At 33.7% G+C, this 23680-nt stretch carries 35 protein-coding genes; 2 read left to right on the top strand and 33 right to left on the bottom strand.

The window, feature by feature from the left end; all coding sequences use genetic code 11:
- Nucleotides 1-2 precede the first annotated feature (2 nt).
- The 19 genes from PYW31_RS05305 to PYW31_RS05215 all read right to left on the bottom strand — a co-directional run bounded on the left by PYW31_RS05305 (nt 3) and on the right by PYW31_RS05215 (nt 17913).
- Nucleotides 3-482 (bottom strand): hypothetical protein, encoded by a 480-nt coding sequence (locus PYW31_RS05305; RefSeq protein WP_046836785.1) that lies wholly within the window; start codon nt 480-482, stop codon nt 3-5.
- Nucleotides 475-2061 (bottom strand): phage tail protein, encoded by a 1587-nt coding sequence (locus tag PYW31_RS05300; RefSeq protein WP_082104710.1) that lies wholly within the window; start codon nt 2059-2061, stop codon nt 475-477. The genes PYW31_RS05305 and PYW31_RS05300 overlap by 8 nt, the downstream gene beginning before the upstream one ends.
- Nucleotides 2062-2070: 9 nt before the next feature.
- The gene (locus tag PYW31_RS05295; protein WP_046836787.1) at nt 2071-2898 is read right to left on the bottom strand and encodes a phage tail family protein; all 828 of its coding nucleotides are present in this window, start codon (nt 2896-2898) and stop codon (nt 2071-2073) included.
- Nucleotides 2898-7976, bottom strand: a complete 5079-nt coding sequence (locus PYW31_RS05290; RefSeq protein ID WP_053042471.1) for a peptidoglycan DD-metalloendopeptidase family protein — start codon at nt 7974-7976, stop codon at nt 2898-2900. The genes PYW31_RS05295 and PYW31_RS05290 overlap by 1 nt, the downstream gene beginning before the upstream one ends.
- Before the next feature lie 198 nt (nt 7977-8174).
- A complete protein-coding gene (gene gpG, locus PYW31_RS05285; protein ID WP_046836788.1) occupies nt 8175-8705 on the bottom strand; it encodes a phage tail assembly chaperone G in 531 nt (176 codons plus the stop codon).
- Between the two features lie 72 nt (nt 8706-8777).
- Nucleotides 8778-9389 (bottom strand): major tail protein, encoded by a 612-nt coding sequence (locus PYW31_RS05280; protein WP_046836789.1) that lies wholly within the window; start codon nt 9387-9389, stop codon nt 8778-8780.
- A 3-nt stretch (nt 9390-9392) separates the two neighbouring features.
- Nucleotides 9393-9806, bottom strand: coding sequence for a hypothetical protein (locus tag PYW31_RS05275; RefSeq protein ID WP_046836790.1), 414 nt, complete (start codon nt 9804-9806; stop codon nt 9393-9395).
- Complete coding sequence (locus tag PYW31_RS05270) at nt 9799-10221, bottom strand: HK97-gp10 family putative phage morphogenesis protein (RefSeq protein WP_046836791.1); 423 nt, start codon at nt 10219-10221, stop codon at nt 9799-9801. The genes PYW31_RS05275 and PYW31_RS05270 overlap by 8 nt, the downstream gene beginning before the upstream one ends.
- Nucleotides 10218-10541 (bottom strand): phage head closure protein, encoded by a 324-nt coding sequence (locus PYW31_RS05265; protein WP_046836792.1) that lies wholly within the window; start codon nt 10539-10541, stop codon nt 10218-10220. The genes PYW31_RS05270 and PYW31_RS05265 overlap by 4 nt, the downstream gene beginning before the upstream one ends.
- Nucleotides 10511-10840, bottom strand: a complete 330-nt coding sequence (locus PYW31_RS05260; protein ID WP_046836793.1) for a head-tail connector protein — start codon at nt 10838-10840, stop codon at nt 10511-10513. The genes PYW31_RS05265 and PYW31_RS05260 overlap by 31 nt, the downstream gene beginning before the upstream one ends.
- A gap of 9 nt (nt 10841-10849) precedes the next feature.
- Nucleotides 10850-11017, bottom strand: a complete 168-nt coding sequence (locus PYW31_RS05255) for a hypothetical protein (protein WP_169746236.1) — start codon at nt 11015-11017, stop codon at nt 10850-10852.
- A gap of 14 nt (nt 11018-11031) precedes the next feature.
- A complete protein-coding gene (locus PYW31_RS05250; protein ID WP_046836794.1) occupies nt 11032-12354 on the bottom strand; it encodes a phage major capsid protein in 1323 nt (440 codons plus the stop codon).
- 48 nt (nt 12355-12402) lie between these two features.
- Nucleotides 12403-12960: an HK97 family phage prohead protease gene (locus PYW31_RS05245; protein WP_046836795.1), complete on the bottom strand. Its 558-nt coding sequence runs from the start codon at nt 12958-12960 to the stop codon at nt 12403-12405.
- Nucleotides 12941-14185: a phage portal protein gene (locus PYW31_RS05240; RefSeq protein ID WP_063410296.1), complete on the bottom strand. Its 1245-nt coding sequence runs from the start codon at nt 14183-14185 to the stop codon at nt 12941-12943. Before PYW31_RS05240 ends, PYW31_RS05245 begins: the two co-directional genes overlap by 20 nt.
- On the bottom strand, nt 14182-14361 hold the full coding sequence (locus tag PYW31_RS05235; protein WP_046836796.1) for a hypothetical protein: 180 nt from the start codon (nt 14359-14361) through the stop codon (nt 14182-14184). Before PYW31_RS05235 ends, PYW31_RS05240 begins: the two co-directional genes overlap by 4 nt.
- A gap of 12 nt (nt 14362-14373) precedes the next feature.
- Nucleotides 14374-16122: a terminase large subunit gene (locus tag PYW31_RS05230; protein WP_046836797.1), complete on the bottom strand. Its 1749-nt coding sequence runs from the start codon at nt 16120-16122 to the stop codon at nt 14374-14376.
- The gene (locus PYW31_RS05225; protein WP_046836798.1) at nt 16115-16585 is read right to left on the bottom strand and encodes a phage terminase small subunit P27 family; all 471 of its coding nucleotides are present in this window, start codon (nt 16583-16585) and stop codon (nt 16115-16117) included. The genes PYW31_RS05230 and PYW31_RS05225 overlap by 8 nt, the downstream gene beginning before the upstream one ends.
- A 119-nt stretch (nt 16586-16704) precedes the next feature.
- The gene (locus tag PYW31_RS05220; protein ID WP_327083372.1) at nt 16705-17085 is read right to left on the bottom strand and encodes an HNH endonuclease; all 381 of its coding nucleotides are present in this window, start codon (nt 17083-17085) and stop codon (nt 16705-16707) included.
- A gap of 432 nt (nt 17086-17517) precedes the next feature.
- Nucleotides 17518-17913, bottom strand: coding sequence for a hypothetical protein (locus PYW31_RS05215; protein ID WP_046836800.1), 396 nt, complete (start codon nt 17911-17913; stop codon nt 17518-17520).
- A gap of 151 nt (nt 17914-18064) precedes the next feature.
- Between PYW31_RS05215 and PYW31_RS05210 the strand changes: the two genes are divergently transcribed.
- Nucleotides 18065-18481 carry a hypothetical protein gene (locus PYW31_RS05210; protein ID WP_156168126.1) on the top strand — a complete coding sequence of 139 codons (417 nt, stop codon included), beginning with the start codon at nt 18065-18067 and terminating at the stop codon, nt 18479-18481.
- A gap of 30 nt (nt 18482-18511) precedes the next feature.
- On the opposite strand, the gene PYW31_RS05205 is transcribed toward PYW31_RS05210, so the two are convergent.
- From PYW31_RS05205 to PYW31_RS13710, 3 genes are read right to left on the bottom strand one after another with little or no spacing between them, the layout of a single operon-like run.
- The gene (locus PYW31_RS05205; protein ID WP_142382633.1) at nt 18512-18682 is read right to left on the bottom strand and encodes a DUF1514 family protein; all 171 of its coding nucleotides are present in this window, start codon (nt 18680-18682) and stop codon (nt 18512-18514) included.
- Nucleotides 18682-18819: a transcriptional activator RinB gene (gene rinB, locus PYW31_RS05200; RefSeq protein WP_103356933.1), complete on the bottom strand. Its 138-nt coding sequence runs from the start codon at nt 18817-18819 to the stop codon at nt 18682-18684. The genes PYW31_RS05205 and rinB overlap by 1 nt, the downstream gene beginning before the upstream one ends.
- Before the next feature lie 4 nt (nt 18820-18823).
- Complete coding sequence (locus PYW31_RS13710; protein WP_046836802.1) at nt 18824-19096, bottom strand: DUF1381 domain-containing protein; 273 nt, start codon at nt 19094-19096, stop codon at nt 18824-18826.
- Nucleotides 19097-19203: 107 nt separating this feature from the next.
- On the opposite strand from PYW31_RS13710, the gene PYW31_RS05190 reads away from it, so the two are divergent.
- The gene (locus PYW31_RS05190) at nt 19204-19536 is read left to right on the top strand and encodes a magnetosome magnetite crystal formation protein family (protein WP_046836803.1); all 333 of its coding nucleotides are present in this window, start codon (nt 19204-19206) and stop codon (nt 19534-19536) included.
- 73 nt (nt 19537-19609) lie between these two features.
- On the opposite strand, the gene PYW31_RS05185 is transcribed toward PYW31_RS05190, so the two are convergent.
- The 11 genes from PYW31_RS05185 to PYW31_RS05135 all read right to left on the bottom strand — a co-directional run bounded on the left by PYW31_RS05185 (nt 19610) and on the right by PYW31_RS05135 (nt 23627).
- On the bottom strand, nt 19610-19921 hold the full coding sequence (locus PYW31_RS05185; protein WP_046836804.1) for a MazG-like family protein: 312 nt from the start codon (nt 19919-19921) through the stop codon (nt 19610-19612).
- Complete coding sequence (locus PYW31_RS05180; protein WP_046836805.1) at nt 19918-20115, bottom strand: hypothetical protein; 198 nt, start codon at nt 20113-20115, stop codon at nt 19918-19920. Before PYW31_RS05180 ends, PYW31_RS05185 begins: the two co-directional genes overlap by 4 nt.
- Nucleotides 20116-20349, bottom strand: a complete 234-nt coding sequence (locus PYW31_RS05175; protein ID WP_046836806.1) for a hypothetical protein — start codon at nt 20347-20349, stop codon at nt 20116-20118.
- A complete protein-coding gene (locus PYW31_RS05170; RefSeq protein ID WP_046836807.1) occupies nt 20350-20910 on the bottom strand; it encodes a hypothetical protein in 561 nt (186 codons plus the stop codon).
- Between the two features lie 6 nt (nt 20911-20916).
- Entirely contained in the window at nt 20917-21324 is a 408-nt protein-coding gene (locus PYW31_RS05165) for a YopX family protein (protein ID WP_046836808.1), read from the bottom strand.
- 203 nt (nt 21325-21527) lie between these two features.
- Nucleotides 21528-21833: a DUF1140 family protein gene (locus PYW31_RS05160; protein WP_046836810.1), complete on the bottom strand. Its 306-nt coding sequence runs from the start codon at nt 21831-21833 to the stop codon at nt 21528-21530.
- On the bottom strand, nt 21834-22427 hold the full coding sequence (locus tag PYW31_RS13705; protein WP_327083373.1) for a DUF3310 domain-containing protein: 594 nt from the start codon (nt 22425-22427) through the stop codon (nt 21834-21836).
- Nucleotides 22428-22808, bottom strand: a complete 381-nt coding sequence (locus PYW31_RS05150) for a hypothetical protein (protein ID WP_046836811.1) — start codon at nt 22806-22808, stop codon at nt 22428-22430. It abuts the gene before it with no gap.
- The gene (locus PYW31_RS05145) at nt 22808-22999 is read right to left on the bottom strand and encodes a hypothetical protein (RefSeq protein WP_046836812.1); all 192 of its coding nucleotides are present in this window, start codon (nt 22997-22999) and stop codon (nt 22808-22810) included. Before PYW31_RS05145 ends, PYW31_RS05150 begins: the two co-directional genes overlap by 1 nt.
- Nucleotides 22996-23400, bottom strand: coding sequence for a DUF1064 domain-containing protein (locus PYW31_RS05140; protein WP_046836813.1), 405 nt, complete (start codon nt 23398-23400; stop codon nt 22996-22998). Before PYW31_RS05140 ends, PYW31_RS05145 begins: the two co-directional genes overlap by 4 nt.
- Before the next feature lie 14 nt (nt 23401-23414).
- Nucleotides 23415-23627 carry a hypothetical protein gene (locus tag PYW31_RS05135; RefSeq protein WP_046836814.1) on the bottom strand — a complete coding sequence of 71 codons (213 nt, stop codon included), beginning with the start codon at nt 23625-23627 and terminating at the stop codon, nt 23415-23417.
- Between the last annotated feature and the right edge of the window lie 53 nt (nt 23628-23680).

Here is a 23680-nt window from a genome sequence, read left to right as displayed (position 1 = left end):
TATTAACTCCCTTTCTCTATCCATGTGTACGAACCATATATATAATCAGTTTCTATCCAATCATTTTTATCTGTAGTGTTTAAAACTACAGTTAACTTACCGTTAGGTCTTATAGAAATAATGGCAGGCAAACGAGTAGAAGGCGTTCTTATTGGCCATGATTGTGATTCTTTTGTAAAACCTTCAGGAAAATTGTGAATCATCATACCACTTGTTATTTTGGATAAATTTATTTGTATCGTTTTAATTTTGATATCTAAAATTTCGATTACTCTATATGAACAATCAAAACCATTTTCACCTTCTGCTTTAAAAGCAGTATTAGCAGTGCCATTAATTGGAGCAAATTTTATCCATTCTTCATAATTAATTAAACCCTTTAATAATTTTTCTGGTTCACTTATAGCCTCTGAATGGGTACCAGCAAAATAAGGTTCACCATTTTCATCTAACGGGTATTTAATTTCTGTTGGATTATCCATCTACTAACACACTCCCTATTGAATCTGTTGCTAATTTTGGCATAGTAAAAGACGCTCCACTGAGTGAACCGCCTGTTGCCAAACTATTAATTTTTTTAATTTTTCTACTTATATTTTGCTGTATTTTAATAATATCTGTTGCTGAATTACTAAAATCAACCTCTACTGGTTCATTTACTAATGGATGTGGTTCTGAAATTTTCACCACTTTTAGGTCTAAATCATAACCTAACGGTTTATGAATAAAGTGAATCATATTATTTTCTTTAATATCACCACTTCTTAAATAGTGTTTATCTTCCACACTCCCTAAGTAATTTGTAGTTAGTTCGACTGTAGGCTGGTCATTTAGTTCAGCTTTTAATTTTGCTTCAAGTTCTGCTTCATCTGATATATTGTCGTCAAATAGTGTAGGAGCTTCTGAATGACCAAAAGCATCATAGTTTGGCGATTTATACTCTGCATAAGTGTGATATAAGTCGCTTCCCTTTAAAACTGCAGTTAAATTTAATGTGGTTGATTTCTCTGTACCCACATACATCACTGGTGCTGTTTTATATTCTTTAACATTAGGGTCTGGTCCAATAAACACAGCTTTGAATGTGTGATTCCCTTTCGTTAAATTACGAGCAATCACAATAGATTCTGAACTTGCCGTATGACTGTAGCAACTATATCTATCAATCTTTTCACCATCAATATATACATCTAATAAACCGCCTCGAGAGAGTTTTTTAAGTGACCATGTTAAGTATTCATTTCCATGTTTACATTCAAAAGTTTTTGTATATGATGCACCCACAACTTGAGTACGCCAAGTTCCTTCTTTAAAAAATGTTCCTTCATAAGTTAAATCGGGAGGTTTAATAGGGTTGTAGTTTTTTGTTTCTGTTTTTGTTTTTTTCTTTCCATAAGCTTGGCCATAAGTTCGAACATCTGTAGTAGTTGTAGTTGCTTGAACTTCATTAGAATTATATTTATAGATAAGCGGCATATCTGACATTTGATAAAAGCTTTTTTCGTCGTAAATATATATCTTACGATTATCTGCAAAGTAAATATAATTAAATAACTCTGCACCTTCTGTTATATATTCCATACCGTTTTTGTTACCTAATTCATCAATAGCTACACGATCATTAAAAGTTCCTTTTATTTCATAAGAAAAATTCAGCTTGTTATCTTTGAAACCAAAATCCAAATATTGTTCAAGTGTCATAGTAGGTTTATCATCTTCAGTCGTTTCTTCACTATTCAACTCTTCATTTTCTAAATCTTTTTGAATATAATGATTTTGAAACTCCATAAATATATGTTTAGCCATTATTTCATTTGTAACAATCACACCATCGTATTTAATTGATGTAGACTTAATAACATATTCTTGATTCTTCCACACTAGTATCATTTCATTCAAAATTGTATTGAATATATCAGCATTCATCGATGTTTTATAAATTGTAAAACTAATAGAGCGTTCGTTGTTCTTTTCATATTCATATTTAAATGAACCGAAATCAAAGTCAGTCAGTATTTCTCCGAACGTTCCATTTTTATTTTTTAAAATCAAAGTATCCAAACTTTTCACCTACCTATATATAAATGGGAAAACCCATTGTGTTGTATGATTACTAATACCTTCACCTGTGATTTCAATATCATTAAATCCAGGTGCCAATGTAATCCATTGCCAATTAGTATCGTTACCAACACGTTTGTTATCTATAAAAGGATGTAACCCACTTATAGTTAAAGTTTGATTGCTTTTAATAGCTTTCTTATATTCAAACACATCTCCTGTAGTATGGTTTGTAATTTTAAACCCCTTAGGCGCATCTATATTAATAAGCAATTTAAACTTGTGTCTTAACAATGGATTAATGGTGTCTGATGAACCATTGAAAATTTTAAAACTTGATGAATCATGTTTATATTTAATTTCATCATCAGCTAACAAACCACCTTCAAATTGCCATTCACCACTTGATAAGCTATATTCATCTGTTTCTTTAAGCGATTCAGAATAGCCTTTGAATACACTAAATGTAATCGATATTTCACCGTTACGACTGTATATATCTTCTATTTCTGTTGAACTTGGTAATACTGCATATTTCTTTCCTGGCATATCAGAAATCCACACATAGTAAGGTTCTCTTTGATAAATTATTGCTCTTAACTTATGTTTAAATAATTGGTAATCATGAATATCCATACCAGAAAAAATAAATCTCAACTTCAAATCAAAAGGAGCGAAACTAGTCGCCCCTGTAAGCACTCCATCTATTCCATTTATTTCTGTTGTATTCGTTTTGACTTGTACATCATTTTCTACAAAATCTAAATACAAAAACTGATCGTTATCACTTAAATTTATTATTCCATTATTAGTGATTAACTTAGCTTCTTTTTTCATTAAGTTAATGCACCTCCATTATTATATAAAGCTGAAATCATGTCGCTTCCTTGTTGTTTATTGACTGCTTTAGTTATTCCTTTGCCATCTAGATTCCAATTTTTATTAGCTGTTTGTGCATTGTACTGTTCATTATTACGACTGGATTGTACTAGTGCTTGCATGTTGTATAATATTTCTTTCAAAATATTATTTTGTTCTTGTACATCGTTATTTTCACGAGATAAACGTTGTAGTTCTAACTGTTCTTTAGTAGCTTGCTGTTGTTTTTCTCTTAATTGGTCTGCATATCGAGATATGCCATCATACACAGCAGATTGTGTTTTAGAGAAAATATCACTTGTGGCAATCTGTTTAAATGCTTGAATAGAAACATCATTAGGAATGACAGTTTCTCCACCACGCATTTGCATGATTTCTCCACCTTTTTCAAACACTTGTGCCATACCTGCTGTTGCACTATTAGTCCCTTTAGCATATCCATGTCCGTGACCAATAACGCCTAACATACCAGATTTACCGTATCTCGACTTAGCGTATGCAATACCAGCTAATAAGTTATCTAATGGATTAAATACATTGCCATGACCTTTACGTTTATATTGATTAAATGTGCCCTTAGCTACTTGTACAAGTCCTTTAGCTTCATTTCCACCTGTGTTTGCATCAACATAGCCACCTTGCACAGCTTTAGGGTTACCACCAGATTCCGAATCAATCTGTCTAGCCCATGCATTTACATATGCAGCAGATGTTGGTAGTCCATTCATAGCTAAAGCTTTTTTAATAGTAGAAGCCCATTTCTTACCTGACTTCTTACCTCCACCATTATTTTTCTTCAACCAATTAGTAGGGTCAAAAGCTACTCCATTTTTTCTCATTTCGTAGTGTAAATGTGGTCCCGTACTATCTCCTGCACTAGCGCCTTGTTTACTAGGGTCTCCACCAGACAATCCTAAATAAGTACCTGGTTTAACTTTTTTACTTCCACTAAACGCTAATTTACTCATGTGACCGTAAATTGCTTCCATTGCTCCACTCTTAATCCACATACTGTTACCAAATCCACCATTATAACCAGATTTAGCTGTAGCTGTACCTGCTAATGTAGAGTAGAGTTTACTACCATAACCATAGTTAATATCTAAACCATGATGGGCACGCGGGAATGGGTAACCAGCTTTAGCTGCTTCTGCTGCTGAATTGGCGAAACCGAAGTTAATACCTTTAGATAAATCGATATATCCTCCATCACCAGACCCACCTTGTTCATCAAACCACTTTGTAAATAAATCAGTTGTTGCTTTTTTTAGTTTTCCAAACATACCTGACATCATGTCATAAGGTAATGAAGCTGCTTTTCCAATTCCAAAACCTTCCATATTAACGCCAAAGCCTTCTAAAACTTTATTCATTAATTTACCAGGTTTTTCTATCCAATCCATAACGTCGCCTATTTTATCTTTAAGCCAATCTTTACCTTTAACAGCAGTTTCAAGTGTTTTACTAACTATAGCTTTACCGCCATCAACTAGTTTAGCTGCTCCAGCTTTTGTAGAATCCCAAGCATCACCAAATACGTTATCGCCTTTTTTATGTTTTTTCGGCTTTTTATTTGATAATGAACCACTAGCGAATCGAGGTATAGTACCTGTTGAAAATTCATTACCACCATCGCTCAACATAGCGTGTGTTTGCGCACCATTTAAAATAGCAGTACCTTTACTAATTGGAATTGTAGTGTCTCTAGCTGGTGTAATAAACGGCTTACCTTTAGGAGGAATAATTGTTTCGTGTCTGAATCCTCCTGGACCATTACCTTTACCTTTATCTCCTACAGTTGCCATAGTATCTTTAGCAATTTTGCCATTCTTAACTAAATTAGTAGTAGTATGTGTTGTACCAGTGTGGAAATTAACAGGGTCAATTTTATCCATCCCTAGTTTTTTTCCAACCCAGTTAACACCTTTTATAAGTTTATTTAAACCACCTTTAACTTTATCAATCATATCAGTGAAAAAGCCTTTGATTTTACCTACAACATTTTTAATACCGTCACCCATTTTACTCATTACGCCTGTTACTTTACTTTTCAAAGAGGTAACGATTCCGATTGTACTTTTTTTAATTCCATTCCATTTTTTACTAAAAAATCCACCAATTGAATTCATGATTGATCGTGTGCCTTTGCTTAATGAACCCCAAACGTTTTTCATACCAGACCAGAGTGATTTAACCTTATTTACTGTTCCAGATTTAATAGAATTCCATTTGTTACTCATGAATTTTCCAACAGAACCAAAAATGATTGATGTTCCTTTTTTAAGAGTATTCCAAACATTTTTAACGCCTGACCATAAAGCCTTTGCACGTGAGACAACATTATTTTTTAGGTTAGACCATAACTTCAATGCGAAATTCTTAATTGAATTAAATATTGAGTGCGTACTCTTACTTAAGCTAGAGAACATTTTTCTTACACCAGACCATAATGCTTTAGCTCTAGAAACAACGCCATTTTTAATAGTGGTCCATACCTTCAACGCGAAGTTTTTAATAGCATTGAATATTGTTGTGTTTACTTTTTTCACTAATTTAAAGTAGTTAGTAACACCTGTGTACAATAGTTTTGCTAACCGAATTACACCGTTTTTTAATGTTGTCCATATCTTAACAACAGAAGCTTTCATCACTCGGAAGACACTTATAACTACTGCCTTCATAAGATAGAATCTAGCTATTAGAATTTTCTTCCAATTTTTAACTATGAACATTACACCATTTACAAGCCCGTGCCATATCGAAATAACAGCTTTTTTAATAGCTCCAAAAATTGCTACGGCACCTTTTTTAATAGCGTTCCATGCACCTATAACATTCTTACGGAAGGTAGCATTTGTTTTCCACAAGTGAATGATCGCAGCAACAAATAAACCGATGGCCGTTATAACGATGCCAACTGGTCCAGTCATAAATCTTATTGCCAATCCTAATCCTCTTGTTGCAAGTGCTGCTAATTTAGTAGTAACACTCCAAGCTTTAGTTGCGGCAGAAGCAATTTTCATTCTTGTAGATGCTATTAAGCCCTCTTTACCTAGTAACTTTGTTTTAATAATAGCAATTGCACCAGCTTTACCAAACAACTTACTAGCACCTGTAGCACCTAACAATGCACCTCTTAATAAAAGTATTGGTTTAGCAGCTAATAAAGTAGCACCACCAAATGCAGTAACTAATCCCAGTATTTTTCCAATCATAGGATGTGCGTTAGTCATAGTTGCAGTCCATTTAAAGAATGCACCACTTATGCTTAATACTGCCGACCCAACAGGAGCCATCCCTTTCGCTAATCCCCACAATGTTTGAGTTATGCTTTTTATTAATGACCATACTTTCGGACCATTAACTTCTAAATAATCAACAAATTTTTGGAATCCATCTGATTTCTTTATTCCTTCTGACCAATCCGCGAATCCTTTTGTTGCACTTTGTATACCTAACAATACATTATGTGAATGACCACTAAATGATTGAAATAAATTTATGATCCCGCTGAATATATTCCCAAAGATATCGCCCACAATAGGTAAGTTAGTCTTTGTATATTCAACAAATCCATTTATTGCTTTAGACCCTTGCACTGAATTCGCCCAATTATCAAAAGATTTACCCATATTTGCAAAACCTTGAGCAGCCCATGTATATAAAGGACTTAACTTATTGAACATGGCAGTTGAACCATTAACAAAACTACGCGTTGCGTTTATTAAACTTTGGAAAATCTTAGGACCTTGTGTGTTTAATATGTCAAAAGCCCTTTTAGCATTAGATGAAGTTCTAGCCCAATTTAACATTTGACCACTTGCTGTTTCTATTTGTTTAGCGGTTTGTGTTAGAAAAGGATTCAGTGTGGTTAATGCATGTTTAGCAGTATTAATACCATTTGTCATAGTATTGAAAATGGACGCTTGATTTTGTTTAATTAAACCTTCCCAAGATGTTTTTAAGCCACTTAATGCAGTCTGATAACTTTTAACTTCATTAGTGACTTTTAATTGTCCATCTTCTAACATTTTCAAAGCATATACTGCTTGACCTCCGAAAGCTTGTACGCCGACACCTGCAATAGCAAAAGCACCACCCATACCAACTGCGCCACCAGTTAAAGCGACTAACATACCACCTATACCAGCACCTAAGCTAATAACGGAACCCATGATTGGTACTAATGCAGAAAAGTTAGTAACCATAACGCCACCAACAACACCTTGAGTTAATTCTCCTAAACTTCGCAAAGTGGTAGCAATACGATCCATTGAATTTCTTGCGCCTTCCCATGCATTAGTCATGGTTCCCATTAATCTTTGTTGTCGTTGATACTCTCTTAATTCATCTGTCGTTTCATCAATACGCCCTTGTAAAATTTGAAAAGCTATTGCCTCTTTAGCAATATCATTACGTAATTTAGTAGCGGAACGACTGCCGCCTTGTTGTGCTCTCTCAAGCTCTTTTAAATTACCTTTAAGCAAATCCATATGTGCTTTTTGCTTTTTCATTGTGTAATTTAGTTGGTCAAGATGACCTTTATAACCTTCCACAGTTTTACCAGACTGTTTAAATCTCATTTCTGTTAGTTTGGCTTCGTTTCTTAATTGTCCCAAACTACTTTTAACTTGGTCTGTGGAACGTCCTAACATCTTTTGTGAGGACTGCGTTTGTTTTAATTCATTATTATAACCACTTAGTTGGTTTTCAGCTTGTTGTACCGCTCGACTTGCATTTTGCAACTTAATCTTTTGCTCATCAGTTACGTTATTACTTTCTTTCATTTGTCTTTCTAAATCATTTAACGTACTTTTACGTTTTTTAAGCAAGCCTTCTTGTAGCTTAATTGCTCTACCTAGATCAGCTTCTTGCTTTGCCAATCCTTCTGCACTTAATTCATTTTGTTTAAATTCCTTACGTTGGTCACGCAAAGATTTATTAATAGCTTTTAAATTACGTTCAAGTGTGGTCTTGGATGCTTTGAGTGGGTCTACATCCATAGAGACCTCTGCTCCCAGATTAAAATCTGCCATTATCTCACCACCTTTATAGCATCGCCATCATTTGTTCAGGGCTTAATGCACCAGATTTAGCGACTTTAGATGCTTTTTTCTTACGTTTTTTAGTAGAGAAGTATTTGTCAAAGTCTTCCATTATTAATTGGTCAACTTCATGAGGTTTATATTGTGCGTCCTCGATGAAATGACGATAAACTTCGTAAATGTCTTGTACTACTTCGCTTGCTGTTTTGTTTTCGTTGTACTCGCTTTTTTCGTTGGCTTCCCCGATTTGTTATTAGCAAAAATCTCTAAATAGATATCTTCAATTCCGCCTTCGAATTCTAAGCCTTCAAAAACTTCATCAACTGTGAATTTCTCATCAAATACTTTTACTAATAATTCAGCGAAATCATCATAAATTTGAACGCCATCAATAGATTCGTTTTCAATTTCTTCAGTCAATTCTTCCGCTCTTTTAACGTAGTCTTGATAACCTTCCATGTTTTCTAGTTCTTCTGAAAGTTTGTTAACTTCTTCGATTTCTTCATCTGTTTCAGCTTCTTCGACTTTCTTAGCGTATTCTTGTTCAGCCTTCACAAACTCTTTATTATCTCTAGTGAATTTCTGGAATTTACCGAATGCTTTATTACCTTCTTGAATATATTGTTCAAATTCCGCCTGTGCTTTCATTGCACCTAAATTCAATTTGTCTTTTGAAAAAATCTTGTTCTTACCATCAATTTTTAAAGTTACTTTTGCCATATTTATATAAGCTCCTTGTTAATTATTTTTGTATACAAAAATAGGCGACCGTTTAAAGTCGCCATAAGTTATTTATGCTGCTGGTTCTTCAGTTGTTTCTGTAGGTGTAGTTGGTTCAGTCGTCACTGTACCGTGAATGAATTTCAAGAATTCATCTTCACCTGGGAATTCAGGGTCGCCATCGTGAATACGTACATACACAGTTTTATCTTCTGAACTACGTTGCATGAATGATCCTTCCATTTCCACTTGGTCTTGTTGTTCTGGTGAATCTTCCATAGTAGACCCACTTGTTCCAGGGATATTGAAGTTTCCACGTACTAATCCGTAATGAATATACGAACCATCATTACAGCGATATTTCCATGAAGCTGAAACATATGGAGGAACCATATCAGATGTGTAAATCTCCATACCGTTTTCTACTTTTACTCCCAAGAACATTGTGCGTTCAGCTTTTGATAATTCCATTAAAGTAGTAGTTAAAGTTGCACCAGTAATACCACTGAATAAACTGAACTTTTTAACACCATCTGCATACACAGGTTCGTTACCTTGTTCAAGTTCTAATTCAATTTCTTGTAATCCTGGTACGTCTTGTAACTCACCAGCTTCGAATCCGTTTCCTTCTTGACGACGTGCTTTAAAACCTTCACATGTAATTGCTACTTTTTTATCTGCCATAGTTTATTGCTCCTTTTTAGTTAAAATAATGTTGAAGCTAAGCATTTGGTTATAAAGATTGAATTCTTCATCTCTGCTAAGCTCTCGTTCAAAACAAATGCCGTTGATATCTTCAATAATTTCAACCACACGCTCATTAATTGAATGGACGTCATTGATTGATTTACTAAAGGTTTCAACGGCAAATAAATAACGATAATGACTACTGCCACCATCGTTTTCTAATGCATTTCCATTCATGATTTCTGTTAAGCGCATGAATGGTGCTTCTTCTGTTTTTTGATATGATTCGGGTATTTCAAATGTGTATATTAAAGGCTGTTTAGCGCTTGTTTTACGAACTTTGTCCATCATAGATACAAGTTGTTCATCTTTACGTAATACGTCCCACATACGTACAATAGGGTGTCTAGTCAATGTCTAACATATCCTCTAAAGCTTTGGTATACATTGCTAAAATAGGACCTTTACTTATTTCGTGTGTTCTACGTAAAAAGTGTTGTGGAGGTTGTCCAACAGTTCCACGAACAGTTGTACCTACATCAGGAAAGTGGATATACCATGCTGCATCTTTTCTTGATTTAGCTTTGTCGTAGCCTACTTCTTTTACTGGATAAGTAGAGTCACGTTTGAACCCAGATACTTTTGTAACATCCTTAGCATGTCCGTTATGCGTTTGTGTAACTGCAACAGGAGTATTCATAATTAAATTGCTTTGATATAACTTTGCTGCTTTTGTTACAACTTTCTTAGCTTCTCGTTCACTTTGCCAAATCAATTTATTTAACTTATCAGATATATCTTTATCGCTGTCATAACGTGTTTTTGTCATTCAACCACCTCACATTTCAACTGTTGTCTTTCCATGTCTTGAAAGTCCGTTTCAATAGTTTTGATTTCATATTGCTTACCTTTAAATTTCACAAACAATCCCGAATGTATATCTGTTTTTTGTTGATAACGAATAATAAAAACTATCGTTTCTCGTCTTGTGTCTAAGTCTTCATTTCTAAATTCTTTAATAGTAGTTTTTGACACTTCACAAAATGGAGTAGCGATAGTAGTAGGTAATTCCTCATATCCACCTTCATCATTAATCATATTTTCAACTTTATAAATCTCTATTCTGTGCTTGAGTTTGCCGATTTCCATTTTGCATACTCACCCCTTAACGTTTGAATTAACGCAAGTGATGATTGCGATATCTCAACTTTCTCAAATTGCGTTGTTGTAGAACGATTTTCATAGTGATGAGCTAAGTGATTAATAACAGCCAAATTAAAAAGGCTTGTTACTTCATCGTTTGATGTGTAAAAGCCTTCGTCATCTGTTACTGCTCCTTTAACTTGTCGTTTTGCAGTGGGTAAATAAAGATATTCTATTTCATTGTCATCAAAATCATGATCTACACGTATAGCATTCTTAATATTTTCTAACGTAAGTTCATACACACGTATCACCTACTTCTTATCTGTACGTTCTAAAAAAGGACCATCAAAACCTTTATCAGTTAAAGTCTTTTCAACTTCTTCTGAACGTTTGACAGTCATTTCTACCTCGTCATTTTTCTTAAGTTTTTTATCTAACTCTAAATCTTTATAAGGTTTAACTACTTTGAATTTCGCCATCTATATCCCTCCTATTATGCTGCTGGGTCTATTGTTTCAGTAGTACCGCCGTCACCTGCTGTACCTGTGTAAGTTAAGAAACGACCTGCTTCTTCTACACCTTTTTTAACATCGAAACGCATGTAAGCTGCTAAAATCTGACCGTAAATTTCATTTTCTACCCATTTAACTGACGCTTGTTTGCGGTCTGCAAAGAATACTGCATAGTTTAAGTCACCAATAAACGCTTTTTTATCGCCTTTAACTCCAAATAATTCATCTTTGATAATGAATACTGGACGACCAAATAACACAGTTCCTGTTGGGCTAGTGATATCTTGTTTTAATAGGTATTGACCGTTTTTATCTTTCAATGTGTCTAGTGCTTGATAGAATGATTGTGAAGCCACAATTGATAAGTTATAAGCTGGATCAATATCAACATTAATAATTTGTTTAATGTCATCTAAGTTAGCAGTATTAACTGGTGCGAATGATTTCATTACATCAGCAATATATTTATTTGTAGTGTTTACTGCTTGGCGTGCATTATTTTTAGCAATAATGTTTGCTAGATTAGCTTCTGAATCATCAAGCGCTTCTTGTGACACTGGAATTTGTCCACGATATGTTTTTACTTTGTAATCAATATCAGTGAATTTTGGAGAAGCTAATTCTGGGTTTTTAGCTAATTCTTCTACACTTACCATTGTTTCTTGTGCTGGATTTAAAATTGGATGTGATCCAGACGCTGTTGTTACTGGTTGTACGTTAACGAATTTTTTTAAGTCAACGAATGTTTCTGGTAATTCTTCTGGTTGATATTTAATATCTTCCGGAATGATTGGTTGAGCTTCCACAGATGTTACGTTGTCACGTTGCGCACCTTTAGATTGTACGTACTTTAAAAACGCTTCTGCTTCCTTCGAAAATTTGTTCTCTTTGTTTTCTAAAATTTGTCTAGCCATTGAACGTTTGCCCCCTAGTTTCTTTTTCTTTTCTTCGTCTAATTCTTCCGGTGTTTTTTCTTCAACCGGAGCTTCTGGTTTTTCAGTTTCTTCTGTTTTAGGTTCCGGTTTATCTTCAACATCTTTTTCTTCTGCAGATGGTTCAGCATCTGGCTTATCGTTCTTTTCTTCTGTTTCAGTAGTTTCTTTAGGCGCTTCTGAATCGCTACCTACTTTTTCTTCTGCTGAAATAGAATCAACAACTTCTTTTTCAGAGTTGTAGGCATCTTTTGCTTGTGTAATTTCTTCTTGCAACTTACGAGCAGCTTCAATATCGCCTTTGTTAGCTGCAGACTGTGCTTGGTCAATCAAGTCGTTAATTGACTTCGCTTGTTCTTGTAAAGTTGGCATACAATAATTCACTCCTTTGATTTGTTAAAAATTGGCATAAAAAATAGCCTACGTATCAATACGCAAGCCTTCTAATTCGAGCTCAATCTTCACTTGTTCTAACTGTTTAAATTTGTCTAACCCTTTTGCTCTTTGACCAACCGCAACTGTTGTTTCTTGATACGCTGGTATTGTTACTATGCTTACTTCAATCAATTCATCAATCTTATTAATAGTTTGTACATATTCACCGTTTATATTCGACCATGTTCTTGCCATATCATCATCGGGTGGGAGTGTGAAAAAGAAACTACATTGATTTACATTCCCAGCTTTTATATTTTCGTAAATATCCCTAGCATATGATGTATTAGGTAAGAAACATTTGAAATAAAGACCCTTACTATCTATTGTTAGTTCGAGTGTTCCGGCTTGTGTACGCCCTACAACTTGATTGAAATCATGGTTGATTAAGCATTTAACATCCGATATATCTACTTCGCTTAGTGCATTCGGATTTATAATTTCTTTAAACCCTCCTAAGTCGTCACTCAATGTATCGAATATAATTGCATAACCTTCAACAACCATTTCTTGCTGACCTGTATCAATCTGACTGTTCGCCACTTGGTTCACCCCCTTTTTGTAGGGAATCAATATTCTTCTGAACCTTACTGTTTTGATATGCAGCTAAGTCTTCTAAGTAAATACTGTTTAAGTCAGCAAGTGGTTTATCGCCACCAGGCACAGGGTCTAAATTAAATTCTGCTCTAGCTTCATTTAATAGCATTATTTTTTTCTGGAACAGTTGTGTTACACGTTCTAATTTAATCTCTGGATCACTGTCAATTAAGCGTGATACATCATAATCAAGCGTGACCTCATATGGTGATTGTATGAATAACTTTTCTTCAATTTCAGCATTCATCATAGAGAAAATCGGATAAAGTGTGTTTCTATAATACTCAATACCTGAATCTTTTATTGATGTATTAACGTTTTCTATCGCAAGTTTAGAAGTCGGTAATCCAAATACTTTAGCAACTTGTTGTGTACTAAACTTGTAACTATTTAAGAAGTTTAATACTTCCGTTGGCACCTCTAAACGCTTAAAGTCCATAGTGTCATCAAGCATTACTAAACCACTGTTATTTTTAAGTTGACTGTTTTCAAAATTTTGTTTAATCAACCCTAGCTCTTCGTCACTGTATCGACCATCTTGATATTTAACTACTGCCGTTGCAGTACCACCATTTCTAAAGAAATCATTTAAGAATTGTTTACTGCCCATCGATATGCCTATCTCATTAGCTAGAGAGAAGAGAGGACTATAACCGTTGAATCCATCTAGTGAGAACATTCTAAAATGTAAAACATCTTCCACATCCAATTGAATATGACCATCTATTTCATCAATATAGTGATACTTAATTTTGTCATCTACTTGTTGAATAGAAGTTGCACTATTTTGCATGTGATAGAGTTCAATAGGTTCTCCTTTTTCGTTACGCACAATCTCAATGTATGAATTACCATTCAAAAGCATATTAGCCACAATAATGTACTTAAAATGCCATGCATCTAAATATGGATTCGGTCGCTTATTCATTAACTTAAGTATTTTCTTATCAGCATCTAAATAATTGTCACGATCATTAAACTTAATACTTGTTGATGCTATATCTTTCGAGATAATATCAATCGCAGTGAATATATCGCTATTTTTCAAAGCTGAAATACCAGACCAAGTTACACTTCCCATGCCATTAGCTTCAGTTAGCATTCTTAGCGTATTTTTATCAATAGTTACATCATTACTTCTTTTAAAACTATTTAAATTAAATATACTCATTGTTTATTTTCACCCCCTTTTCTTAAAGGTTGGTCAACCAACATTGCTAAACTGACAATAAGTAAACCACCGATAATAAAGCCAAGAGGTTGCCACGCCAAATAAGCACCGTAAGACATTAATACAACGCCTAAAAGTGCTAACACGATAACTAATATGTTTTTTATTAACTCCATACATACACCCCCTTATATGAACATAGGTAATGCTCGTTTTTTCTCCCATTCATGTTCGCTTGCAATAACGTAAGCAAATATAGTAGCCATAAGTGGGTCAATCTTTTCACGATTCATTTTCTTTTCAATCATTACCGAATCATTAACATTCTTTGCTACTGCATTCTTAATTGCTACATCAAGTAATGGATTTTTGTGATGCTTAATCTCACCATTAATAACTTTGAATCTAAAATCAATATTAGGATTAGATAAGGTTTGTAAACCTTGTCTTATTTCAATAAGTTCGTAGCGCCAATTTCTTGCTTCTATTTCTGGTAAGTACGAATGAATAGCGTATGGATCATAACAAATAGCTTGTACATCTAAATTGTTATTGCGGACATAATTCTCAAGGTAATCAAGCACTTGCAATGGATTAATGAGACCACTTTGTAAATTTGATATCGTACAATAGCCTTGTTCCTCTATTTGACGATAATCAATTAAATCTCTATCAATCTTTCCTTGTAATCCACCTTTAGTACCTACAAATGAATGTGAAGTAACATAATATTGCTTGGTTGCTTCATCTAAATGAATAAACGATATAGCAGTTAAATCATCTGCACGCGATAAATCTAATCCGATATAAACTTTTGTACCTTTAATATCGAAATCAGCTTCATTTTTCTTCCAATCTTCAAAGTTTAAATAGGATTCTTCACTTGCTTGCATCCAATAATTGAAGTTTTTAACTAAAACTTTAAACATCGTGCCTTTTTGTACCGCTTCATCTACACGCTTTTGTAAAAACGTTTCGATTTGTTCTTTTAATTCATCTGATTCATTAATAAGTGGATTAGATTTTGCCCACATAGAACGATCTTGCCATTCTTCTTCATTGTCTTGTTCAAAGATAATTGCGAAATATTCGTCATCTGAATAACTTTCTTCTAATACTTCTTTTGCATAAGGCCATTCATCTGTATACATAGGTGCATTGAGGTTAAAACCTGCAGTAGAAATAATAAAAATCATTGATTGTAGTAGGTTACCTTGACCAGATTGAATAAGTTCAATCATTTCATTAGTTTTGGCTGCATGATATTCATCAATTACTGCTAAGAATGGCTCAAATCCGTCAACGGCACCCGTATCTCTTGATAAAGGCATAACGTATGAACCATCTTTTAAGTTTTGAAGTAACTCACGAACCTTTTTAACGTCTTGTTTTAGTTCTGGTACTTGGGATACAAAGTACATCAATTGTTTAGCAACCATGTTGAATACAATTGAAGCCTGCTTCTTATCATTTGCAGCAGTGAATAACTGCCTTCCTTCTCTTGGTTCGTTATCGAATAAGAAAGAGTAAAGGACAAGACCACTAACTAATAGTGACTTGCCCCCTTTTCTTGCTAATGATATAAACGCCTTTTTAAATCTCAAATAACCAGCTTTACTAAACCAACCACGCACACTAGCTACAATGAATTTTTGGAATAGTGCTAGTTTATGAAACTTACCTTTTGTATCTGGTAATGATTCTATAAACTTAATAACTTTCTTAGCTCGACTAGGTTTATATTCAAAATCAAATGTTTCATCTTCAACACTTCGTTTGATATCTTTCAAATGTCTTACACAAGCTAACCTAGTATCTTTGCAGGTAATAAAAGTACCCGACAATACCATGACACAATATTTATAAGCGTCATCTTTGTATTTATCGGGTATATCTAACAATTCTTCATACGATTTAGGTATTTTAACGCTAGTCATCGTCATCAACACCAAACATATCGTATACAGATTGTTTCTTTTCATTCTCTTGTGGTAGTACAATGCGCATACGTGAATCTATTGTCATACCTAGTTGACCACAGATTGTCTTTAACTCCCTTAAACCATCTAAATACACTAGAAATTGAGGTGTTTTTTTAGTACCTTCTTCATTTACCGTACCGTATTTAGACACATGCTCATATGCTTCATCTGTTATTCCTACTAATTGGCAATAACGTTTAACTCTGTCGTAATCCAATTCAGCAATTGGCAATTGTTCAAGTAAAGGAACTACTCTAATCCACTCTTTTTGAGCAATACCTTTTAATTCTTTTGGCGTAGAATCAATATTTAATTTTTCAAATTGTTCTAATCCATTTTCTTGTAGCTCTGCTTCTGCTAATTCTTCTTTCGTGCGATGACCTTGCTTTGTTGCATTTAATTTTTTTGGTCTAGCCACTTAAAACACCTCCAATTCGACTATATTTGACTAAGTGGTTTTGGGAGTTTGGTTACGTTTACCTGATCGAACGATTATACGATATTTTAAAACAAAGGGCGTCAACTCGACCCTCCCCTTTATCTTGTGGCTCTATGGCTCTCTATGTGGCACGTAGCACACACTGTCTCGAGATTACCCGTATTTAAACGTAACTCCCAGTCATCTTTAAGCTCGACTATATGATGGACAAAGAATCTTTCATTTCCATCAATAGATTTAACGATACCTTTACGCAAACACGACTGACACATGTACTTATCACGTAATAACACTTGCTTACGTACTTTACGCCATGCACTAGACTTATAGAAGTCGCTATACTGCTTATCCACAGTGAACCTAACGTTACTGTTATACCTTGCAGCATTCTGTTGCCTTTTGCGTTCCCTTTGTGCATAGTATTCGTCTTGTGTCATCGTCTTATTACCTAAACGAATCTTTGGTTCTATGAAAGACAATTGAATCATCTTCTTTCATTTATATTTATAATTAAAATAATTAATTTAGTTTCAATAATAAAAAAGAAAAGACAAAACAAACATAAATTATTTCGACGAAAAAATAACGCAATTCATTTTGTCTTTAATCTTAATAATCAACTTAATATATAATTGTTTGTTCACATCAATCTCTTAAACTGATTAAACCTTTTAAGTTATTATGTTGATTGATTAGTTAATCATTATGATTCACATTCATATAAGTTAATAAGTTATATTGTTTGAGCTTATGTTGTGAATGATAATGTTTGAGATACAAAAAGACACATCAACTTAATGATGTGCCAAGATATAATATAGTAATTGTTACCCCATAGGTACATTATATAAAATAAATACCCGTAATAATAATACTGTGTAAAGTGTGTAAAGTGTGTAATCTGTACCCGTCTATTGAATTTCCATATAGGCGTTGACTATCTCACCTATACGCGTATAAACGTTCTTACGACTGATACGCATTAATACTTCTATGCCTGTAATACTCTCACCCTGTTTAAGTAGTTGTAGTATATGATAGTTCTTATCGTTAGTAATCACATGCTCATAGTCATCTATGAATGCTACCTTCTCTATAAGCTCTTGTGTCTTACGTCTATCTTTATCCTTTTTTATTACCCTTACTAATACCTTATCTCCTGTACTACCTTGTCCTTTAGGCATAGCTGATTCTATACCATACTGTGCAGTAGAGGTACTATCGTATTCATATACTTGATGGTCTATAAGTCTACGCATCCAATGGTAATCTGTTATTAATTGTTTAACTTCGCTCGGTGTGTACATGTGTTACCTCCAGTTAATGTAGTAATGGTGCTATCTATTGATTTTAGATTGTTGTATACTTAATATAATTTAATTAGAGTGGTGGTGAGAAACGAATATGTCTATAATTATTTCATTAGTAGCAGTTGCCATATCTGCTGCAACTCTATACATGAATTGGAAAGACAAAAAATTCGATATTAATGTTACTACTATCGCATCTTATAATACAGGTGGCGATGGTTTTTACGTTCGAATAATGTTAGAAAATAATTCCAGTCAGCCAATTACTTTATTAGATGCAAGCATTGATAAATATACTACTCAAAGCGCCAAGAATATTATACCTAATAATACTAAAGGTAATGAGTTAGCATTAAGCACTGAATTACCTTTAACTTTTATGGCTTACGAAGGTAAAGAGTTTAATCTTTTCTTCCCTGCAAGCTATGACGAACGTCGTACTTATGCAAATTCAAAAAATTTCAAGTTACGTACAACAAGAGGTATTAAAGAATTAGAGATAGATTTAAAAGAATCTAAGAAACCTATTTCTGAATTATTTAAATTAGAAGATAAAGTTTATTAGAATTACACAGGGCGAGTTATCGCCCTAACATTACCCTTTAAATCTCTTCCACTCTTTCATAGCTTTCTCAATATTTTCATCACTAGACATATAAACTATTGTGTAATTCAACGCTGCTATTTGATCATTCTTAATACTGTTTGATATAAGTAAATGCAATACTGCAAGTCCCAGTAGTATTGATAAGATTATCCAGAACATTATTTACTCACCTCATAATCCATCGGTGCTTTATTTATATCATCAATTGATAATTTGCTAATTAGTATCTGTTCAGTAATATACTTTGTTAACTCATACACAGTTAATATAAGTAATGTTTTAAATATTGGTTTCATTTATTCACTGTCCTTTCTTAACATGATCCACATACTTAGAATTGCAGTCGTTACACATAAAATAAAGATATACGGGCGTATTTTCTGCGTACATATATTCATGCTCTGTATTCCAACTTTCACACTTAGGGCATTGGATTAAATCTTTTGACTTACGTTCAGCCTCTTCCTTACTCTCTGCATCAACTACAGTAAATGTTTCATTCTCACGTGCTTTAATCGTTTCAGTGAAAGTATATCCGGTTGAGTCTGTTAATGTGCGTATTAGATATTGCATTCAATCACTATCCTTCTAACAATTTTGTTATGTTATTTAAATTATATTTACTTAGTTATATTTGTTTGATAATGTTCTTATTAATAAACAACAAGGAGACGTTTAATATGAATAATCAATCAACTCAATCAGAAAAGTTATTAGCCGCATTATCATATTTCAGTGTATTTTTTGCGCCAATTTTATTCCCTATTATCGTGTGGATATTAGCAAACAAACCTGTTTCTACTCACGCTAAAAAGTCTTTAGCTTATCACATTTTGCCATACATCCTAATGCTTGTAGGTGCAGTTTTAATTGGCTTAAGTGAATCTAATTCTAACAATGCGCTAGGTATAACTTTAATTGTTATAGCCGTTATTGCTTTTATCGGTGCAGTTTATTACGTTATATATAATTTATACTGTGGTATCAAAGTACTTTTAAAAGATAATTTGTAATACCTAGCCCCTGATTAGGGGCTTTTTTCATTTCCTCAATACTTCTTTAACTTTTTGTAGTATGTCTTTATCTTTACAAATCTGATTCTTTGATAAACGTTCCATTGATTGTCTTTCCTTTTCTTCCTTTGATTTCGTCATACGCGTACTGTAAACACTCCTCTAACGTCATTCCATGTTGTTGTGCCAATATAATTAATGTAACGACTGTATCGCCTATACCATCTTTTAGATCATCCAACTTGTTACGTGATAACGCTGCACCAACTTCGCCAGCTTCTTCATAGAATTTCAACGCTTGTCTATCTGGATTTCCTTTGTGTAAGTTTTTATCTATACTCCATCGTTCTACTTGTTTGATTAATTGATCCAGTGTGTTAGTCATTTTGTTTGTCCCCCAAATAAAAATTGCTTTTTATCAATACCTTCATTTATACAAATTTTATCTACTAAATTTTCTAATGTTTCAATTTCAATAAGTAAGTCTTCATCGTATTCATCTAAAAATCTATTAAAACCATGTTGATGATATGCTTTCATTAATTGTTCTTTTATCTCATTTTCAATATTCCATTCCATCTACTCGTCCTCCGTATAGTAATCAATTACTTTTTGTGTTTCGTGTTCGATATCAACCTCTGTATTTTCGGTAAACCTTACACGTTCTCTAACTTCTGCTATATATTTATCCCACGCCTTTGCTTTGCGATAGACTTCTTGTAGTTCTGCTAATAACTCATTGTTGACGTTTCCACCAGCTCTATTTGCTCTAAAAAAAGCCTCGTTTATTTTTTGTTCGTATTTATACACCATCTACTTCTCTCCCTTTTCCAATCTATCAATGAAATTTACCAATGCTATATATCTATGTTCACCAGGATTGGCACTTGCTTTCAAACGTATGTGGTCGGTTAGAGTGGTGTATAGATAATTAAGTTTTTTAATTACTTTATCTTTTTCTTTCCACCCGTCAGAGTGCGCCTTTTGCAACCTCTCATTTTTCTGTTTGAGTTGTGCGTTTTCTTGTTCCAACCTCTTAATTGTTGCTTTTTGGTTTTTAATAATATAGTTTGCGCCTTTCAAAGCTTTTTCTGCAACATCTTTTAATTTGTGCAACTTCTCATTCTCACGTTCCAACTTCAATACTCCACAATTAGAACGTTCCGCAAGTTCCATAGCATTTTCTGCTCTATTCTTCAACTTCTCATTTTTCGCTCTCAACACTTTCAAATCGTCTATCAATGTGTCGCGTTCTGATTTCATATCCCAATACATTTGCGTAACTATTGCTACAAACTTTCCAGGATTCTCATGTAACTTACTAGTAAATGTTTTGACTGTTTGACCAAGTCTTTGAAATTCTTCAAGTTTCACTCGCCATCACTCCTTTAGTAAATGTGGGTGTTCGAATTTGTTTCCTACAATTATTACTTTTTTAGCTAAAATAATTTCTATTAATGGAACCAAACCAATTTCAAATCCCCAACCATATAAAACATCTTTAATGCCAAATACTCCATCCTCAAAAACAACTTCACCATTTAATTTTTCGGTATCTATAGCGACAGGGATTTCCAACACATCCCCCTCAAATATCTCCACGCCATTCATATCTTTAAGCCCTGTGGCCTGTAGAAGTTCAATATCCTCAAAATTATAGCTACTTTCTATATCCAAATTATTCTCAACTTCTGTTAATCCTCTTATGAATTTTTCATCAAAGTTTACACTTATAACTCTTATCATTTCATTGTGCTTTTCATCCCACGCTCTAAACTTCGGTATCATCTACTCCACCAACCTTTTCATCTTATCTAAAACTTTCATGTTATATGCTTTATCCTTAGGCAACACTGCTACAATAAATCTGCGCTCATTTACGGACTTTAAGAATCCTCGAAATCTGTAATACTTTAATAACTGTGCCATTTCCACTGTGTTCATCCCACAAGTGTTATATTTGTAACGTATGTCGATTGTGTTTGATAGGATCATGATAATTTATATTTCTCCATCACAATGTCGTACTTCTCAACAAACTTATATCTATCTTGATGCAACTTATGGCTCCACTGTGTATATTCGTCCATTGCTTTAAGTTGTTCAATTAATCCTTTTATTTCTCTCTGCGTCTGTTCAGTACCAGCTACTGCTTTCCAATATCTACTTGTACCAACTTCTGCGTTATAACTTGTGTTGCTATACTTTAAGAATTGTTTATACGTTCTATCAGCTCTTTGGAATAATGATTTAACAATTAAGTCTGAATTTTTTAGTAGTATGTCATTAGGTGTCATTTACTTCACATCCCAATTCTCATACGCACGTTCGATATACCATTTAGCCTTAGCTACATCTTCTTTACCATTCTTATGCGGACTGCGTGCAAGATACTTAATTGCATTACCAATGTGATAAGCTACATTAGCATTGTAATGTTGAGTTACCTGCTCTATGAAATCTATTACTTCTATCTCACCGTAGTTATAATGTGGTGGATGGTTTACCGTGTTATTAGATTCTGTTTCCATACCAATATTTATATTTAATTCACCACGCTTACGTTGTTGTAAGTCGTTGGATTGATTAGGCTTAACAAGACTATTTAGATATTCATTTTGTGCCTCTATGTTCTTTCTCAGTCTAGAATTAAATGATTCACTCAAACTCTCCGTCTTATCCTCAATACTCTTAGTCCAAAACTCAAACTCATTATCATCTGTGATTTCATACTCATTCTGCATTGATTCAATCACAGCTTTATTTTTATCATAGTCATCAAACTCTAATTCAATTACTTTTCCAACTATTGTCATGCCGTTACTGTACTCACTCTTGCCGATGTCATACACAATTACATATCTCTCCAAGTCTAGGTCTTTAATTTCCATTTACTTAACCACCTTCGGAAAAATGTTATTCTCTGATAAGTGTTCGAACCACTTACCTCTACACTTAGCTTTTTCAATCATTACTAATCTCTCATGCTCTTTACGCTGCTTTTCTTCCTCGCGCATTGCTTTACGTTCAGAACGCTCTCTATCCTCACGTTTTATTCTTGCTAAACCTTCCTCATATTCAACTTTATTTATATGATTTTTGAGTGTAGATACTCCACTTTTTAATTTTTTTCTTATCATATCGTAAGAAATCCCTAAATTTAATGCTTCCTTATAATCATCAACTGGTACTAAATACTCTATATTTTCGATTATCAATGTATAGCATAGTTCTCCGTCTTTCATTTTCTTCGTCTTTATTCTTTTAGCCATCAGTAATACATCTCCTCTATATTATCTACATGCAGCACATCGCCTTCTGTAGCTTCATCATCTGTTAAATCCTTACCTATTCTGTCTATAAAAACGTGGTGTTCTTCATTGTCTTTTCTAACAGCTTTCACTCGTTTCTCAAATTTAACTGTGTATCTTATTGTTACCGTTTCTTCATTGATAAGAATCACCTTCTAGCTTTCTTACGTTCTCGTCTTACTTTCTGCAATTCTTCATAAGTAATCCATTCTTTACCTGTGTACTTAGGTGCTTTACATATCCAAGTGAGTTCAACCTTTGGATACAAATATCTAAATAACTTAGCTTTTAATTTTGCTGTTTCAGTAGCCATGCCTTTAACATCTATAACTTTGATAAGTTTATTTTCATTCCATAACGCAAAGTCTGCTATATATTCCGTCTTTCGTTGTTTTCCAAATTTGGGAATCAACTCATAACTTGGTTGTATTTCGATATAATCAAAACTATCTATATATATTCGAGTCTCTAAATATTTGTAATACTCACACTCAACCGTGCTATCAAATGTTATTCCTTTGTATTCAGCTTTCTTAGCGTTGTATTTGCTCAAGTTATTTATCACCTCTATAAGTAACCAAATATGTTGGTTTGATCTGCTCTAATTAATTTAAATTCTCTCGTTATTTCTTCTAATCTTTGGTTGGTAATAACGTATTCATCTAAGCCGAAATGTTTATATAATCCAAATACTCTATTGTTATTTCCACTCAATGGGATAACCTCTATAGTTTTGTTACTATTACTTTGTTTTAATTGGTATTCAGTGCTTAATCCCACTTACTTCACCTCGCTTATATCCGGTCGTGTATGGCGTTCTGCTTTCTTTAGGT

This window comes from Staphylococcus succinus, assembly GCF_029024945.1.
In the GTDB taxonomy this organism is placed as follows: domain Bacteria; phylum Bacillota; class Bacilli; order Staphylococcales; family Staphylococcaceae; genus Staphylococcus; species Staphylococcus succinus.
The sequence above is the reverse complement of the archived record's forward strand: the minus strand, read 5'-3'. Positions and strand labels throughout refer to the sequence as shown.